The organism is Paenibacillus sp. NPDC093718, from assembly GCF_050279985.1.
Taxonomy (GTDB): Bacteria; Bacillota; Bacilli; order Paenibacillales; family Paenibacillaceae; genus Paenibacillus_AQ.
Genome location: NZ_JBNNUS010000003.1, coordinates 322,551 through 340,142 on the forward strand (window position 1 = coordinate 322,551; position 17,592 = coordinate 340,142).

Below are 17,592 nucleotides of genomic sequence, written 5' to 3' on the forward strand. Positions count from 1 at the left end.
CTAGACAATAATTGTCATGTTTATAAGATATGCTGTTGCTGTGTCAAGGTCAAAACGATACAAGAAAGGAGCCCTCATGATGTGCAACCCTATGGAACAGGCCATCAAGGTTAATGGTGCCCGCAACAAAAACCTGTGTAACGTGAGCCTCTCAATCCCCAAAAAACAAATCACGGTGTTCACCGGTGTGTCCGGTTCCGGCAAATCCGCCATGGTCTTCGATACGATTGCCGCAGAATCCCAGCGTCAGCTGAATGAGACGTATTCCAGCTTTATCCGCCATCGCCTCCCCCATTACGGACAGCCGGAGGTGGATTCGGTTGAAAACCTGTCGGTGGCCATCCTCGTCAATCAAAAAAGAATCGGCGGCAATGCCCGTTCAACCGTGGGAACCATCACCGATATCCATTCCTTGCTGCGCTTGTTATTCTCCCGAATAGGCCGGCCCTTTGTCGGATATTCGGACGTCTTTTCCTTTAACAACCCTCAAGGCATGTGCCCCCATTGTGAGGGACTGGGCAAAGTGAACAGCTTTCGAATCGAGAACTTGATCGACAAGGAGAAATCGCTGAACGAAGGCCCCATCCGGTTCCCGACATTCCGTCCGGGTGAGTTCCGCTGGAAGCGTTATGTCGCCACAGGCCTGTTTGATAATGATAAGAAACTGAAGGATTACACCGAGGAAGAATGGGACACGCTGCTGTATAAAACCGGCTTTAAACCGCCGAACCCAACGGAGGAATGGCCTCCTACCTCGTATTATGAAGGCATTATTCCCCGGTTGGAGCGAACGTTCCTGAGCAAGGATTCACGGGATGCGAGGACGTACAGGGAAGCTATTGATCAAGTGGTGGCTGAGACTGCCTGCCCGTTATGCCATGGCGGGAGACTGAATCAGGAGGTGCTCTCCTGCAAAATCAACGGCACATCCATCGCCGACTGTGCACGGATGCAGGTCAATGAGCTGATCGCTTTTTTGCAGACGATCGAGGATCCGGCGGCAGCAACCGTCGTGGAAACCTGCATAACTCGGCTGGAGCAGCTGCTTCTGGTCGGGATCGGTTACCTGACGATGGACCGGGAAACCGTAACACTGTCCGGAGGCGAGTCCCAGCGCATCAAGATGGTGCGCCAGCTGGGGAGCAGCTTGACGGATTTAACGTATATTTTTGACGAGCCCAGCATTGGCCTGCATCCGCACGATGTGCATAACATGAACCGACTGCTGCAACAGCTTCGGGATAAGGGAAATACGGTCATCATCGTGGAGCATGATCCGGACGTCATCCGGATTGCGGATCATATTGTAGATATGGGGCCGCGAGCAGGCACCGCCGGCGGTACGATCGTGTATGAGGGGGACCCGGAAGGGTTGCGCCACGCCAACACCCTGACAGGTAAGTATCTCAGTCAACGCGCCCGCTTAAAGTCCGCGGTCCGGGAGCCGGCCGGATGGCTGCGCATCAAAGACGCCTCCCTTCACAATCTGAAGCAGGTATCCGTGAGCATTCCGGTCGGGGTGCTGACAGTGGTAACAGGCGTTGCCGGGTCAGGCAAAAGCACGCTCATTAACCAGGTGTTGCCGAACGTTTACCCGGAGGCCATCATTATGAATCAGGACATGATCCAGGCATCCAACCGCTCCAATATCGGGACGTTTACCGGCATTTTTGATGCCATCCGCAAGCTGTTTGCCGACGAGAATCGGGTAAGTCCATCCCTGTTCAGCTTTAATGCCAAGGGGGCTTGTCCGGTGTGTAACGGCTCCGGCACGATTACGATGGATCTGGCTTTTATGGACAGCCTGGTTACCGTTTGCGAAGCCTGCCAGGGCCGCCGCTTTCATGATGACGTTCTGCGCTATCAGCTTCGCGGTAAAAACATCAGTGACGTGCTCGCCATGACCACCGACGAAGCGCTGGATTATTTCACGGAACAGGATATCGTGGCCGCGCTTCAGCGCATTCAGCATGTTGGACTGGGTTACTTGACGCTCGGCCAGCCCTTAAGCACGCTATCGGGAGGGGAACGGCAGCGGGTGAAGCTGGCGGCAGAGCTCGATAAGCAAGGTGAAATCTATGTACTGGACGAACCCTCGACCGGGCTCCATCTGTCCGATTGCGAGCGGCTAATGTCCATCATCAACCGACTTGTCGCTCAGAACAGCACGGTCATAGTGATTGAGCATAATCTGGACATCATCAGCCAGGCCGATTGGATTATTGACATGGGTCCCGGCGCGGGGCAAGACGGCGGGAATATCCTGTTCTCCGGCAAACCGGCCGATCTGCTGAAGAACCCGCATTCCCTAACAGCCAGATATTTACGGCAGTTTCAAGACTAGACATCTAGGCATTTTTTGGCTCATGCGAAGGCATCCTAACGGCAAAAAGACCGCGAGCCCCCTCCTTCCAAGGGGGTGCGCGGTCTTTTTGTATTCCACTCAATAGAGAAGCAGCTGCCTACTCTAATATGACGGTTGTATAAGGCGGCAGTATTAAGCCTTTGCCGTCTAATGTCGCTCTATCATCCGTTGTTTTCGACAAGGATTGGAACGGCGATTCTCCGCTCTTTGCTGCCAAATCGACCGTCTGCTCTTGGCTTGACAGGTTATGGACAACAAGGGCTTTGTTGTCTTGGGAACGGCGGATATAAGCCATCACCTGCCCATTGCCGGAAGCAAAGGATTCAATCGTTCCGCTGTTCAGCGCGGGCACATCATTCCGCCAGCGGATCAGCGTGCGGTAACGGGACAGCAGAGAATCCGGATCTCCCGCCTGCTGTTCCACACCCTGCACCTGATCGCCGCGGTTATGCATAAGCGGCTCCCAGGTCGTCTGCCCCTTATCGCTGCCCGTAGTGGACCAGATCATCGGCTCGCGGATTTGTTCGTCCGGCTTCGCTCCCTTCATCCCGATCTCTTCTCCGTAATAAATAAACGGATTGCCCGGCATGGTCAGCAGAATGCCGGCGGCCATCTTGACGTGGTTCTCATCGTCCTTCAACTGCGACATGACACGGTTCATGTCATGATTCGTCAAGAACGCGGCATCCGTAAACTTGCCGCCTGAGACTTGGCTGAACAAACCATAAATCCGCTCCAGGGTGAAGGCCAAATTGTTATCCTTTTCATTCATCGCGGCACCGATGATGCTCTCGCCCAGGCTAAAGTTGAACCCGGAATCAAACGCGTTATCCAGATACGGCGCAATGACCGCAGCGGAATTATCCCAAATCTCCCCGACAATATAAGCGTCGGGATTCACCTCATTCATGCTCGCGCGAAATTCCTTCCACCATGCTGTATTCTTAGCCGTTGTCGCTTCGCCTTTATCGGACATCAGATCCTCATAAATATGTTTGGCTGCATCGATCCGGAATCCGTCGACACCGAGCTCCAGCCAGAACTTCCCGATATCCTTCATCTCATCGCGGACCTTGGGATGATCGAAGTTCAGGTCCGGCATCCCGCCCCAAAACGTGCCCATGTAATGGGCCCCGTTGATCTCATGCCACGGCGAGTCGCTGCCTGCAGCGCTGGCTCCTGAAGGAGTCCTCCCTTGATCCTCGGCCCATATGTACCAATCCCGGGTTGCCGAAGCCTTGTCTTTCGCAGCCTGCTGAAACCAGGCATGCTCCGTGCTTGTGTGATTGACCACTAGGTCCATGATCACCTTGATCCCGCGCTTATCCGCTTCGGCAAGCAGCGTCTTAAAGTCATCAAGGGTTCCGTAGTCCGGGTGTATGGAACGATAGTCGGTCACATCATAGCCGTGATAGCTCGGCGAAGGATTAATCGGCATCAGCCAAATCCCCGTCACGCCAAGATCCTCTGAAGTTTCCGGATTTCCGTCATTCAGATAATCCAGCTTCTCAATGACGCCTTGAAAGTCACCGATCCCATCCCCATCGGAATCATAGAATGAGCGTACAAAAATCTCATAATAGACGTCGGAGGGCTGCTCATCCACCTTTGCTGTCTCCATTGTTGCAGGCGCTTTCGGATTCGGCTGTTTCGTTTCCGGTGCTGTTGGCGGCTTAACCTCCTCTTGCGATGGAGCCGCTGTGCCGCTGCATCCTGCCAGCAGACTTCCGGTAAGCGTAATAGCCGCAAGCCATAGAGGTAGAGCCCTGCGTTTTCCCCATGTAGAACGTATCACGTTGTTTACCTCCTGTTCGTTGCAGCAGCTGAAGTTCATCCAGTTACTGCACTTATCTATTCAAATGGATCTCTACAGCAATTTTAGAATAGCGCAAACGTTTGTATTCAATTTCACTATTGTTTTCCAGTAAAACGGTTACATTCCGTGGTTCAACTTAAAATTCATCTTCTTCCGTAGATGAGGACTCGTTTTTATCCATCCATATCATAACCTACTTCTTTTCTTTGTTAAATCGTTTGCACAATGCCGTTTTAAGTTGTTTTCCGGGCTTTTCCGACTATAATACCACACTTTCTCCCGTTTTCTAATCCTTGCTTCTTTTTTGACGCATTTGTAAAATAATTGCGCTGGACTGACTTGGATACGTATTTACAAGCCTATCGATTAACGTTAATATAGCAGTGTGAAACCGTTTAACAAACCGGATCAATATGGCTTTAGATCAATAGGTATCATGTATACTCAGGGCCTGACAGACCCACAATTAAATAAAGAAGAACGGTCCGCGATTAGCGGAAGTTACTCTTCTGAAATTAGAGAGAACTCCAGTAGTCGCTTTCTTATTTTCAAAAAAACGCAAACGGTTCCACTGGAGGTCCTATTATGTCTGTAACGATTAAAGATGTCGCAAAACGAGCGGGCGTATCCCCCTCCACCGTCTCACGGGTGCTTTCCAATCATCCCAGAATCAGCCGCGAAACCTCGCGGAAGGTGAAAGAGATCATGGAGGAAATGGGCTACCATCCCAATATTATGGCCAAGAGCCTGGTTTCCAAAACGACGGAAAGCATATGCGTGATTCTGCCGAAACCTGCGGAAGAATTGTTCCTCAACTTATTCTTCATGGAACTGATCCGCGGTATCGTCACCCAAGCGAACCGCTCCGGATACGACGTCGTTCTCAGTTCGGGCGGCAACGAGAAGGAAGAAGTCGAAGCCGTATCCCGGCTGCTTAACGGTCGCCGCGTCGACGGCGCCATTTTGCTGTACTCCAGGCAGGACGATCAGGTGGTTGATTTTCTCAAGTCCAACAACTATCCGTTCGTGCTTGTCGGCCGAAGTGAGAAATACCCGGATCTGTTATCGGTCGATACCGATAATGTGCAGGCGGCCTATGATGCAACCAAGCATCTGATCTCCCTTGGGCATCAGCGGATTGGCTTTGTCAGCGGCCCGCCTAACCTGATCGTCTCACAAGACCGGATGAAAGGCTATGGCAAAGCGCTTGCCGATGCCGGTCTGGAGATGAGAAAAGAATGGATTGTCGAAGGCGAGTTCCTTCAGGAGAGCGGCTATCGCGCCATGTCCTTTTTCATGAACCTGCCTGAACGTCCGACGGCGCTTGTCATTGTTGACGATATTGTCTCTTTCGGCGTGGTTCGCGGGCTGCATGAGCTGGGGTATAAAGTTCCCCAGGACGTATCCATCATCAGTTTCAACAACATCTCATTGACCGAACTATCGACCCCGCCGCTGAGCAGTGTGGACATCGGTATTTACAACCTGGGTTATACCGCTTCCCAAGCGCTGATCCAGACCATTCGTAACGATGACAACACGATACTGCCGCACCGCTATATCATTCCGCACCGGTTGATGATCCGCGAATCCTCGATGTTTTCGCCGCCGAAGTCTTAAGGACCGAATGTAGTCGCGGAAGATACACGAAGTTTTATCAAAATAAAGAAGCATCATGGTGCTTCCTTTATTTTTGCAGCTTGGTTCAAACGTTTGCACTAATCCATTAAGGAGGATGATCATGTCAACCCTATCCGCTTGTTTATTCGATCTAGACGGCGTGCTGGTGGATACCGCCAAGTATCACTACATTGCCTGGAAGCGTCTTGCCGGAGAGCTTGGCTTTGAATTCACGGAACAGGACAATGAACGCCTGAAGGGTGTAAGCCGCATGGCTTCCCTCGATATTCTGCTTGAGGTTGGCGGAATCACGCTCGATGAAGACGCGAAGCTGGCGCTAGCCGAGAAGAAGAATGCTTGGTATGTCGAGTATATTTCCAACATGGACGAATCCGAGATTTTGCCTGGTGCCCTCGAATTTATCCAAGCATTGAAGGACCGCGGCATCAAGGTTGCGCTGGGCTCCGCCAGCAAGAACGCGATGCTGATCCTGAACAATACAGGCCTCACTCCTTACTTCGACGCTATCATCGATGGAACGAAGACTGCCCAAGCGAAACCGGATCCCGAGGTTTTTACGCTGGGAGCTCGCGAGCTTGGCGCCCGGCCTGACGCCTGCGTCGTATTCGAGGATGCCGAGGCCGGCATCGAAGCCGCCATCCGCGCGGGAATGCGGAGCGTCGGCATCGGGTCGCCTGAAACCTTGGGGCGCGCCAACATCGTTCTTCCCTCCCTGAAAGGATTCACGGTGGATCGTCTGCTGGAGTTGTAAGCGAATGCGACTTACGGCATCCGGTAGTTTCATCCCATATAGATCTGCAACCATTTTTCCTAAAAACAAAGGAGCCGATGATTGTGAAACAATATTTAAAGCTTGATGAATGGTCAATTATTGAGGAGGGCTTTGATCCTCACACGCATGAGATCTCGGAGAGTATCTTCAGTATCGGTAACGGATTTATGGGCCAGCGCGCCAACTTCGAGGAATCCTACAGCGGCTCCTCCCTGCAAGGCAGTTATATGGCAGGCGTGTATTATCCGGATAAAACCCGTGTAGGCTGGTGGAAGAACGGTTATCCCGAATATTTTGCCAAAGTGCTGAACAGCACCAACTGGATTGGCATCGGTATTGAAATCGACGGCACGCCGCTTGATCTGGCCAAATGCACGGTGAAGGATTTTGTGCGCGAGCTGAATATGAAGGAAGGCTTCCTCTCCCGCAGCTTTACCGCTGTCATGGAAAACGGCAAGGAGCTCAAGGTTGAAGCCGTCCGTTTTGTCAGCATTGTACGCCACGAGATCGGCGCCATTCGATATGCCGTAACTCCGCTCAATTTCGCTGGAGAGCTTACGATCACACCATATCTCGATGGCGATGTGAAGAACAAGGATTCCAACTATGACGAGAAATTCTGGCTTGAGGTATTCAAGGAAGCGGCGCAAGGCTCGGCCGCATTGACCGTAAAGACCAAGAAACTCGATTTCCATGTGACCTCGGTCATGTCATATAGCATCCTTAAGAACGGCGCGAAGCTGGATCTTCAGGCCGAGCTGGTGGAGAAAGAGAAATATGCGGCGAACCGCGTAAGCGTGCCGGTGTCTGAAGGCGAAGCCATCACCATCTATAAATATGTGGCTAACGTTACTTCCCGCAATCATGGATTCGGTGAATTGGTGGATGCTGCGCGTGCTGTACTGGAGCCGGCGGCCCGGACCGGATTCGAACAGCTGCTGAAGGAGCAGGCCGATGCATGGGGCGACAAATGGAAGGAAAGCGATATCGTCATTGAAGGCGATGTAGCGGCCCAGCAAGCGATCCGATTTAACATCTTCCAGCTGAACCAAACCTACAGCGGCGAAGACGACCGTCTGAATATCGGGCCGAAGGGCTTCACCGGGGAAAAATACGGCGGCAGCACCTACTGGGATACCGAGGCTTATTGCCTGCCGTTCTACCTGAGCACCGCGGATGCCAGCATTTCGCGAAACCTGCTGATCTATCGTTATAAGCACCTGGAAAAAGCGAAGGAAAACGCCAAGAAGCTCGGCTTTACCAAAGGCGCCCTCTATCCTATGGTGACGATGAACGGTGAGGAATGCCATAACGAGTGGGAAATTACGTTTGAAGAAATCCACCGTAACGGCGCGATTGCCTATGCCATCTATAACTATGTAAATTATACCGGCGACTTCTCTTACCTCGGCCAATACGGTCTGGAAGTGCTCGTGGAAATTTCCCGCTTCTGGGAAGAGCGCGTGAATTACGTGCCGGCGAAGGATCAGTATATGATGCTGGGCGTTACCGGTCCGAACGAGTACGAAAACAACGTGAACAACAACTGGTACACCAACCGCATTGCCAGCTGGACGATGGAATACACACTCGACGTGCTCGAATATTTGAAAGAGAATGAGAATTCCCGCTATGCCGAGCTTACGGCGAAGCTGGGGCTGCAGGATGTCGAAACGACCAAATGGCAGGATATCATCAGCAAAATGTACTACCCGGTCGATGAGGAGCTCGGCGTATTCCTGCAGCAGGACGGATTCCTCAACAAGGAGCTTGTTCCGGTGAAGGAATTGGACCCTGTCCACTTGCCCCTGAATCAGAACTGGTCCTGGGACCGCATTCTGCGCTCGGTGTACATTAAACAGGCTGACGTGCTGCAAGGATTGTTCTTCCTTGGCGACCAGTACGATTTGGCTACGAAAAAACGCAACTTCGACTTCTATGAACCATTCACGGTGCATGAGTCCTCCCTATCGCCTTGCGTACACTCCATTCTCGCGTGCGAGCTCGGGTACCAGGAGAAGGCCTACGAGATGTACCTCCGTACAGCTCGCCTGGATCTGGACAACTACAACAACGATACCGAGGATGGCTGTCATACAACCAGTATGGCTGGAACCTGGATGTCCGTTGTGCATGGCTTCGGCGGCTTGCGCGTGAAGGACGGCGTATTGCATTTGAATCCATTCATTCCGGGTCACTGGTCTTCCTTCTCCTTTAAGGTGATGTTCCGCGGTTCCCGCCTGAAGGTAAACGTCAAAGGCAAGGAAACCATCATCGTCAACGAAACGGATACGCCGGCTGTCCTGAACGTGAATGGCAAGGAGTACAGCATCGACGGATTTGGAGAGGTAAAAGCCGCAAGATAACAGGCATCACGTCTACAAAAACTACCGAGTTATATAAAAACAAGAGCCCTGGAGAACATTCCAGGGCTCTTGTTTTTACAGAAAACGGGCTCCTTCAGGCATCATTGCTCCTTCTTAAAGGGCCCGTTTTCATCCACGCCAAGCATCTATATTGTCTGGACTCAGCCAAAGGCTGCGACAATCAGATGCAAAGCTCCGCATCCCGATGGCGGGGCAATTGCCGATTATGTATGTTATGAATAGATCAGTTGAGAATGAGGATCACGCGGAGGCCGTTCAGATGGCTTCCCAAACAAATACCCCTGCGAGAGCTCGATCCCGATATCTCGGCAAAAATGAAACTCCTCCCGTCTCTCAATGCCTTCGGCCAGCACCATGGCCCCAAAATCATGAGCCTTGTTCGTGATCATTTTGAGCTGCTCCTGCTGTGCGGGATTACGATCGCAATGGTCGATCAGACTCCGGTCGATCTTTACATAATCCGGCTTAAGCTTAATCATCTGCTCCAATGTGGAATAACCTGCACCAACGTCATCCATGGCTACCGAGATTCCATGACTGCGATACACCTCGAAAATCGATTGCAAATGCTCAACATCATCAATCTTCTCGGTTTCCACAACCTCAAATACGAAATCCCTCGGATCCAGATGGAGCCTGTCTATGGTATGAAAGGTGTGGTTTAGACACAACTGCGCATCATATATGGAGGATGGCAGGAAGTTCACGAATCGCTTCACGCCGATGGGAAGCCACTCGGCACTGGTCTCAATGGCACTGGTTCGTGCCGCCCGGTCCAGGAATGCATGCAATCCGGTTTTACGGGCTGTCTCAAACAGCTCATACGGCTGGAACCTGGCTCCCCACTCTACCGGACGAAGGAGAAATTCGTAGGCAACGATCTGCTCGGATGAATCCACGATGGGCTGCATATAGCTCGTAAACTGCTTATGTAAAATGATACTTACCATATCGTAATGCTCCATCTGCAGTTCGAACTTCTGCATAGGGGTCCACGAATGCCGGATTTGCGGAGCTTCTCCGCCGGTAACACAGAAGGACAGCTCTTGACGAATCTTCAGCGGAAGGGGCTGCAGGCACTTCATCATGGAGATCAGGTCCGCGCGTACCTTGTAGTTTACAGCACAACCCTCACTGTTCTCATGTACCGCGTAGCCGTTCACTGCCAGCAACTGAATAAGCTCGCCACTTGCAGGCTTCATATGAATGGTCCCCTGGTCCTCAATCGGTTCAAAGGTGCTGCAATTGTCGCAAATCATGTTCGTCCTCCTTGGCAAGCTAGCTCTCACTATGCTTCTTATCGGCATTTTGAATATGATTTCTTTGCATTTTATGGATTTTATATCGATGTTATGACCTATTTTAAGAGAAATGCGCAAGATTCGTACAATGATTACGCCAAATTCTACAAAAATCGACTTATATTGCTTTTAACAATGTATTGTCGATACTAGGATCTTGCCTGATCTACTCAACCTTTTGATCCAAAAGCTGCAGCAGCATCGTCCGCTCCACATCAAAATGCCAAGGGGCGTTCCGTTCCTTCGCCGCATACATCGCGGCATCGGCGCGACCAATCAGCTCCTGGTCATTTCTGGCATGATCCGGATAAACCGCAATGCCGATACTCGGCGTGGTTCGGACTTCATGCCCTTCCAATTCGTACGGCTCGCTAAGCATCGTCCAGATCTCCTCCGCCATCCAGATCAGCTCCTGATCCTCACCAGCCGGATGGATCATAACGGTGAATTCGTCTCCTCCTAAACGGGAAACCAAAACTCCTTTGGATTCAAGAGATTGAAGCCGGTCTGCAACCTTTCGTATCAACAAATCGCCGGCACGATGGCCGTATCGGTCATTGACTCGTTTGAAACGGTTCATATCCATATACAGCAAGCCTACGCGGGAACCTGCGCGGTCCGCCTCCTTCAGCGAGCTCGCCAGCCTTGCATTAAAATAACGGCGATTATACAGCCCCGTAAGATCATCACGATGTGCCAGGGCTTCACTCTGCATCAGACTCTCATGCAGCCGGTCAAACAAGCGGTCGTTCTCGAACTGGATTAAAATCTGCCTGAACAGAATCAGGATCACGCACAGGGATAGGCCGGTAAACAGTCCAGTCCACCCTCCAAACCGCTGCGCCATAAGGGCAAACATCCCGCCAAGCACGCTATAGGGAAGCAGGTACCTTACGATCAGGTTTCCGACCGAACGCGGCTCCCGCTCACCAACAGATGGCTTACGGGAATCAGAGGCAGACTGCCCACCTGCGAAACTAATGAAAAATACCGATAATGAATAGATTGGATATAGGTAGGGACGAGCCTCGATACCCATGAGTTCAACAAGATAGATGTACAGAACATCTCCGGCAATATAAGCACTTCCGCCAAGACATAACAGAATGGCCGACCATTTCCTTAACTGTCCGGTATTAAAATACAACACCAGCGTAAAAAAAATAAGTACCATTGCGCATAGCGGATACAGCATGTCCACCCAAATGTTTCCCCATACTGCCTCATGGACCAGACCCTCAAGCTCAGGCTTGATGAAATACTCCCATCCTACCGTCATGACCGTTATGCCAACAATCACGATGTCCAGCATAAGCCGGAGCCCCCGAAACGAACCTTGAACATGCCGGAATAAATAAATGAGAGAACTTGCGAACAGGATGAGTTCGAGCCCCCAGAACAAATGGGCTAGAACCGTAGGGAAAGCGCTCTCTTTTTCAAACCAAACATGACATGCGTGAATGATTCGGGCCGCTGCATCCCCCATCAATCCGAGACCCACAATAAACCAAAACCTGCGAAGATGAACCTCATAGCGCCGACTAATCCGCATTAAATAAACGGAGGCGGCTGCAGGAGGAATAATGACTAGAACACGCTGAAGCGGTAAAGCGTCAGGCATCCACAGAGCGATCATTATCTGAATGAATGCATATATCATGGCGAGTCGAATCCACAGATGATCTGCTGGAGTTGGACTCATAAGCATTCCTCCTCGGCCAAAAGGTAAGCTTTTTTCACTACTTGCTTATTAGGTCTTTTGAATTAATACTCCTAGTTTTCATGATACTTTTTACCCACCTAAAAGTAAAGATGAGGAAATGAAAGAAAAACCATGGATTCTACTCTAGTAAACCCATAACCATCCGAAAAGTTGTTGCCCTCAAGACCCACTTGACGTATAGGGATTATGTGATAATATTTACATTCATATCTTATATGAATCGGAAAGGGTGTTGAGCCATGCCACAGAAACGATTGGATCATGTTGGTATTGTTGTCCGGAACCTTGAAGCTACAATTGCATTCTACACATCCGTAGTCGGACTGGAACTAAAGGATCGCCTGACCCATACTAATGGCGTCATCCAGCTGGCGTTCCTCGGATTTAACGGCAGCAACGAGACGGAAGTCGAGCTTATTCAGGGTTACAGCGATACGCTGCCCGCGGAGGGCACCGTTCATCATTTTGCCGTCAGCACGGATAACATTGAAGAGGAATATGCCCGGGTTCAAGGACTTGACGTTCCTCACTTGGACGAGGAAATCGTGACGCTCCCGAATGGTTTCCGTTATTTCTTTGTACATGGTCCCGAAGGGGAATGGATTGAGTTCTTCCAGCGCTAACCTCTACGTAGAAGCCTTATTCAAATACTTTATCTCGTGAAAGGTTCATAGGATCAATTATTCCTTCCCATTGCATAAGAGTTCTAACAAAGACCTGCCTCGTTCGTGCCCCTTCGAACTAGACAGGTCTGGTTGTTAGGACTATAATAGCGGATGTAATGATCGAAACTTCATAAATACCGGGGGAGCTGGGATATGGCCGGCTGAGAGTGTATCCGATATGATACTGACCCTTACACCTGATCTGGGTAATGCCAGCGTAGGAAGCCCATGTTTGCGGCAGCTGTTTATTTGCCGTGGTATACACTTACGCCGTCATGCGTCCTGATATCATCAGGGCGCTTTTTTTGTGGAGTTAACGAGGTTATAGAAATAGAATTCAAAGGAGAGAGAAAACGATGAAGAAGGGAAAATGGATTCCGCTGCTTCTTGCTTGCGTCCTGCTGATGGTTGCCTCTGGATGCGGCACAAGCGGACAGAACAAGAAGACAGGTGAAGAAGGCGAAGACAGTCAGACTCCCGGGAAACTTCGTGACGTACAGCTGATGCTCGATTGGTCCGCCAATACGAATCATACCGGCCTGTATGCAGCGAAGGAGCTTGGGTATTATGAGGAAGAAGGGCTTAATGTCGAGATCGTCCAGCCGGGAGCAGGCGGAACGGATACGCTGGTCGCATCCGGAAAAGTACCGTTTGGCATCAGCTATCAGGAAGGCGTAACGCTGGCCAGAACGCAAGGATTGCCGCTCGTTTCCATTGCAGCGATCATTCAGCATAATACATCCGGCTTTGCCGCCCCCAAGGATAAAGGCATCGTGAAGGCAGGCGATTTTGAAGGAAAATCCTATGGAGGCTGGGGCTCGCCTGTGGAGGAAGCCGTCATGAAATCCATCATGGAGATCGATGGCGCCGATGTCAGCAAGGTGAATATGGTCAATATGGGCGATGCCGATTATTTTACGGCCGTGAAACGCGACATTGATTTTGCCTGGATCTTCTATGCTTGGACGGGCATTGAAGCCGAGCTTCGCAATGAGCCGCTTGACATGATTTATGTGAAGGACTACTCGGAGCAGCTTGATTATTACACACCGGTGATCGTAACGAACGAGAAGCAGATCCAGGATGACCCCGAGCTTGTCAAAGCGTTCATGCGGGCGACTTCCAAAGGATATGACTATGCGATTCAACATCCTGAAGATGCGGCAGCCCTGCTTACGAAGGCTGTTCCTGACTTGGATGCCGAACTGGTTCTCGCCAGCCAGAAATGGCTGAGCCCCCGTTATCAGGATGATGCACCCCGCTGGGGCGAGCAGAAAGCCGAAGTATGGTCAGGGTATGCCGACTGGATGTTTGAGCGCAAGCTGCTGGAGAAGGAACTTGACGCGGACCGCGCATTTACCAATGAATTTTTACCGGAGCAGCCATAAGGTTATTTCTATATTAAGTGCGTGTTCAAAAAGGTCGATTTTCAGCACCGAAGCTTATGCTTCCGATGTGCGTTTTTTCAAAACGCTTCAGTTGGATGAAGCTAGGGACATCAGGAGCGGAGCGTACGATTTGGGTACGTGAGCACCGGAAGGCCCGGCTGAATTCAAGATTCGATGCCGAGCTGCTTCCTGATTCGCTTCGTGTTAGATATAGAATTTATGAGTTATCAGTGGAACTGATGAAATTCTATATCGCAAGAAAACCTACCTATGCATCGCGGTCGCTCATCCTTGAAGTGGCCTCGATAGAGGTTTTCTTATCAAGAGCGGACTTTTTGAACAACCTCTATAAGAAGAGAGACTGCGTTTGCGGAAGGCTGCCTCTCTTCCATTACAGTAAAGCTTACAAGAAAGGATGAGTTTATATGGCGAATACACTCTTAAGCATTCAAGTAATTCCGAGAACGCCAAACGGGGCCGACAGCATCCCTTATGTAGATGAAGCGATCAAGGTCATTCAGGAATCAGGTGTGAAATACGAGGTTCATGCACTCGAAACGACCATGGAAGGAGAGCTCTCCGAGCTGCTCACGATCGTTGAGCGCATGCACGAGGCGCTGGTGAATGCAGGAAGTCCCAGCATCATATCCCAAGTCAAAATCGCGCATCATCCGACCGGCATCAGCATGGATAAGCTGACTGAGAAATACCGTCCATGAAGAGCTGGTGGAGTTCGGTTTGGCCGCCCGCTGTGGCGGTCCTCTTCTTTTTGATGGTATGGCAGGCCGCAGTATCCGTATTCGACATTGAACCTTTTATTCTGCCTGCACCGACGGCCATCGGGCATGAAGCCGTTACCGGAGCTTCCGGTCTCTTCCAGCATACAGCGGCCACTCTGCAATTAACCCTGATCGGATTTATGATCGGCACGGCGATCGGTCTTGTCATCTCGCTGGCTCTGCACATGGTGCCTTTTCTCAAAACCGCCCTTTATCCGCTTCTTATTCTAAGCCAGAATGTGCCGACCATCGCCCTTGCCCCGCTTCTCATGATTTGGTTCGGCTTCGGCATGCTGCCCAAGGTTATCGTGATTACGCTGGTCTGCTTCTTCCCTGTCGCTGTTGCGGCCCTGGACGGACTCGCCCGTACTGACCGCACCATGATGAATTATATGCAGATGGCAGGGGCTACCTCGTGGCAAATTTTCACCAAGCTGGAGCTGCCGCATGCCCTTCCCTCCATCTTCTCCGGGATTCGAATTGCGGCCACCTATTCGGTCATGGGTGCGGTTATCGGGGAATGGATCGGCTCGGACCAGGGAATCGGCTACTACATGATGCTGCAAAAATCCGGCTACCGCACGGACCGGGTGTTTGTTGCCATCCTGGTCATCGTCCTGCTCAGCCTGCTGATGGTCCTGCTGATCACTCTGCTGGAGAAGCGGCTGGTCCGCTGGAATCGAAAAGGTTGAGTCCCCGTTAATAGACGTTTCGAATCTTATATGATAGGAGGCCATTTGTCGATATGACACATCAAGTACCACTGCCGGTCCAGGACGGGGCTGACCCGTCGGCTGCGTCGGTCTCAACCGCACCTGCCCTCGAGGTTCGCAGCCTTCGAAAAACCTTCCGCGACCGGCGCAGCGAAGTGCATGTACTGGATGGCCTTTCGCTTCAAGTACAGCCCGGGGAATTCGTCTCCTTAATCGGTCCTTCAGGCAGCGGAAAGAGTACACTCTTCCATATCATCGGGGGGTTAACAGCTCCGGATGCGGGCTCCGTTCTCATGGATGGTCAGGACGTGACCGGGGAAAAAGGCCGCATCGCCTATATGCCTCAACAGCCGGCCCTGTTCCCTTGGCGTACGGTGGAGGACAATGTGCTCCTTCCCGAGGAGCTGAGAGGCACCTCGAAAGCCGCTGCCAGGGAACATGCCCGCAGCTGGATGGATCGTGCCGGACTCAGCAGCTTCGAAAAGGCATATCCGCACACCCTCTCTGGCGGAATGCAGCAGCGGGCAGCTTTTCTGCGCGCACTGATGAGTCCGCAGGAAGTTATGTGCCTGGACGAACCGTTCAGCGCATTGGATGCGTTAACGCGCAGCGATATGCAGCGCTGGCTGCTCGATATCTGGGAGGATACGCGCCGTTCGGTGCTGATGATTACCCACCATATCGAGGAGGCGCTGCTCCTTTCGGACAGCATCTATATCCTGTCAGCACGGCCCGGAACCATCTTGAAACGGGTAGAAGTTCCTTTCTCCCGTCCACGCCCCGAAAACATCCTGATGGATCCGTCCTTCATCGCATTAAAAACCGAAATTTCCGCCATCATGCGGGAAGAACAGCACAAGCGCTGACCGATGAAGGCCAGCGTAATACATACATCCATGATGGGCAAAGCGCTTACTGGAAGCTTACAAGCGAGGTGATGTAACGATGAAATCATTCATGAAGAGTGAAGCGAATTCCCCCCTGATCGACACTCATATTCATCTGGACAGTTATTCGTTATCCGATCAACAAGCGATTCTCGCGGATATCCGCCATCATGAGGTTCAATCCGTCATCTCTGTCTCCATGCATCTGGCTTCCTGCAAGCGAAACCTGGAGCTGGCCAGGCAGTACGGACCGATGGTGCGGCCGGCTTTCGGTTATCATCCGGAGCAGCCCCTCCCTTCCTCTGACGAAACCGAAGAGCTGGTGGATTGGATGGCACGGCATGCCGATGAGATGGTTGCCGTAGGAGAAGTGGGTCTCCCCTATTACGCCAAGCTGGAGGCTGAATCGGAAGGCCGGCCCTGGGATAACCGCCCTTACGCCTATCTGTTGGAGCAGTTTATAGCTTTTGCTAAGAAGCATCATAAACCGGTGATTCTGCACGCTGTATATGAAGATGCAGATATCGCATGTGATTTGCTCGAAAAATACGGCGTCACTCGTGCCCATTTCCATTGGTTTAAAGGCTCCCATGACACCTTGCAGCGGATGGCGGGTAACGGATACTATATTTCCTTTACGCCCGACATCCTCTATGAGGGAGAAATTCGTGCTATGGCAAGTAGGTATCCGGATCATCTCGACATGACCGAAACCGATGGACCTTGGCCGTTCGAAGGGCCGTTCACCGGACAGATGACCCATCCTCGGATGACGGCTTCTGTGGCTTCGGCATGGGCTGAGCTTAAGGGGCTGTCCATACCTGAGGCCCGCAGGATTTTATATGAGAACGCCGCGAGACTTTACGGTCTATAAAAGGAATCTTCATGCATTTCAAGTCGGTTGCTTAGGCAATCGGCTTGTTCTCTTTAAGAAGAAATCGGTTATATTGATTAATCAACTCATCAAGCACGATCGATTGTCTGAGGACTTTAGGATGATTAAAATCACGATACCGCTGCTTCATCTTATGAAGCTTATGCCGTTCTTGCTCGATATTAAACTTTATGCCTTCCTTCGTTTCCATGACTTTATATCCTCCCCTCATGTAATATTTTATGCTTTAATGTAAAATTATAGGATGTTTAATATTAGAC

The 17,592-nt window shown here is 51.2% G+C and carries 14 protein-coding genes and 1 riboswitch; of the genes, 10 read left to right on the forward strand and 4 right to left on the reverse strand.

Annotation, left to right across the window (positions count from 1 at the left end; all coding sequences use genetic code 11):
* Nucleotides 1–76: 76 nt before the first annotated feature.
* Nucleotides 77–2,344: an ATP-binding cassette domain-containing protein gene (locus ACQKPA_RS11345; RefSeq protein ID WP_427492219.1), complete on the forward strand. Its 2,268-nt coding sequence runs from the start codon at nucleotides 77–79 to the stop codon at nucleotides 2,342–2,344.
* Between the two features lie 118 nt (nucleotides 2,345–2,462).
* On the opposite strand, the gene ACQKPA_RS11350 is transcribed toward ACQKPA_RS11345, so the two are convergent.
* The gene (locus tag ACQKPA_RS11350; protein ID WP_427492221.1) at nucleotides 2,463–4,160 is read right to left on the reverse strand and encodes an alpha-amylase family glycosyl hydrolase; all 1,698 of its coding nucleotides are present in this window, start codon (nucleotides 4,158–4,160) and stop codon (nucleotides 2,463–2,465) included.
* 606 nt (nucleotides 4,161–4,766) lie between these two features.
* Here ACQKPA_RS11350 and ACQKPA_RS11355 point away from each other — a divergent pair.
* From ACQKPA_RS11355 to ACQKPA_RS11365, 3 genes are all read left to right on the forward strand, one after another.
* Nucleotides 4,767–5,801, forward strand: a complete 1,035-nt coding sequence (locus ACQKPA_RS11355) for a LacI family DNA-binding transcriptional regulator (RefSeq protein ID WP_009593335.1) — start codon at nucleotides 4,767–4,769, stop codon at nucleotides 5,799–5,801.
* A gap of 121 nt (nucleotides 5,802–5,922) precedes the next feature.
* Entirely contained in the window at nucleotides 5,923–6,573 is a 651-nt protein-coding gene (gene pgmB, locus ACQKPA_RS11360) for a beta-phosphoglucomutase (protein ID WP_427492224.1), read from the forward strand.
* Nucleotides 6,574–6,656: 83 nt separating this feature from the next.
* A complete protein-coding gene (locus tag ACQKPA_RS11365) occupies nucleotides 6,657–8,960 on the forward strand; it encodes a glycoside hydrolase family 65 protein (RefSeq protein ID WP_427492226.1) in 2,304 nt (767 codons plus the stop codon).
* 233 nt (nucleotides 8,961–9,193) lie between these two features.
* Here ACQKPA_RS11365 and ACQKPA_RS11370 read toward each other — a convergent pair whose 3' ends face one another.
* Together ACQKPA_RS11370 and ACQKPA_RS11375 are read right to left on the reverse strand one after the other, a co-directional pair.
* The gene (locus ACQKPA_RS11370; RefSeq protein WP_427492228.1) at nucleotides 9,194–10,240 is read right to left on the reverse strand and encodes an EAL domain-containing protein; all 1,047 of its coding nucleotides are present in this window, start codon (nucleotides 10,238–10,240) and stop codon (nucleotides 9,194–9,196) included.
* 208 nt (nucleotides 10,241–10,448) lie between these two features.
* A complete protein-coding gene (locus ACQKPA_RS11375; RefSeq protein WP_427492230.1) occupies nucleotides 10,449–11,984 on the reverse strand; it encodes a diguanylate cyclase domain-containing protein in 1,536 nt (511 codons plus the stop codon).
* Between the two features lie 260 nt (nucleotides 11,985–12,244).
* On the opposite strand from ACQKPA_RS11375, the gene ACQKPA_RS11380 reads away from it, so the two are divergent.
* From ACQKPA_RS11380 to ACQKPA_RS11405, 6 genes are all read left to right on the forward strand, one after another.
* Nucleotides 12,245–12,628 (forward strand): VOC family protein, encoded by a 384-nt coding sequence (locus tag ACQKPA_RS11380; protein ID WP_427492232.1) that lies wholly within the window; start codon nucleotides 12,245–12,247, stop codon nucleotides 12,626–12,628.
* A gap of 171 nt (nucleotides 12,629–12,799) precedes the next feature.
* A riboswitch (TPP riboswitch) is annotated at nucleotides 12,800–12,911 on the forward strand.
* Nucleotides 12,912–13,026: 115 nt separating this feature from the next.
* Entirely contained in the window at nucleotides 13,027–14,058 is a 1,032-nt protein-coding gene (locus tag ACQKPA_RS11385; protein WP_427492234.1) for an ABC transporter substrate-binding protein, read from the forward strand.
* Between the two features lie 425 nt (nucleotides 14,059–14,483).
* Nucleotides 14,484–14,777, forward strand: a complete 294-nt coding sequence (locus ACQKPA_RS11390) for an MTH1187 family thiamine-binding protein (RefSeq protein WP_427492236.1) — start codon at nucleotides 14,484–14,486, stop codon at nucleotides 14,775–14,777.
* Nucleotides 14,774–15,529, forward strand: coding sequence for an ABC transporter permease (locus tag ACQKPA_RS11395; RefSeq protein WP_427492238.1), 756 nt, complete (start codon nucleotides 14,774–14,776; stop codon nucleotides 15,527–15,529). Before ACQKPA_RS11390 ends, ACQKPA_RS11395 begins: the two co-directional genes overlap by 4 nt.
* Nucleotides 15,530–15,582: 53 nt before the next feature.
* Nucleotides 15,583–16,416 carry an ABC transporter ATP-binding protein gene (locus tag ACQKPA_RS11400; protein ID WP_427492240.1) on the forward strand — a complete coding sequence of 278 codons (834 nt, stop codon included), beginning with the start codon at nucleotides 15,583–15,585 and terminating at the stop codon, nucleotides 16,414–16,416.
* A 79-nt stretch (nucleotides 16,417–16,495) separates the two neighbouring features.
* Complete coding sequence (locus ACQKPA_RS11405) at nucleotides 16,496–17,311, forward strand: TatD family hydrolase (RefSeq protein WP_427492242.1); 816 nt, start codon at nucleotides 16,496–16,498, stop codon at nucleotides 17,309–17,311.
* Nucleotides 17,312–17,342: 31 nt separating this feature from the next.
* Here ACQKPA_RS11405 and ACQKPA_RS11410 read toward each other — a convergent pair whose 3' ends face one another.
* A complete protein-coding gene (locus tag ACQKPA_RS11410; RefSeq protein WP_113059296.1) occupies nucleotides 17,343–17,522 on the reverse strand; it encodes an aspartyl-phosphate phosphatase Spo0E family protein in 180 nt (59 codons plus the stop codon).
* Between the last annotated feature and the right edge of the window lie 70 nt (nucleotides 17,523–17,592).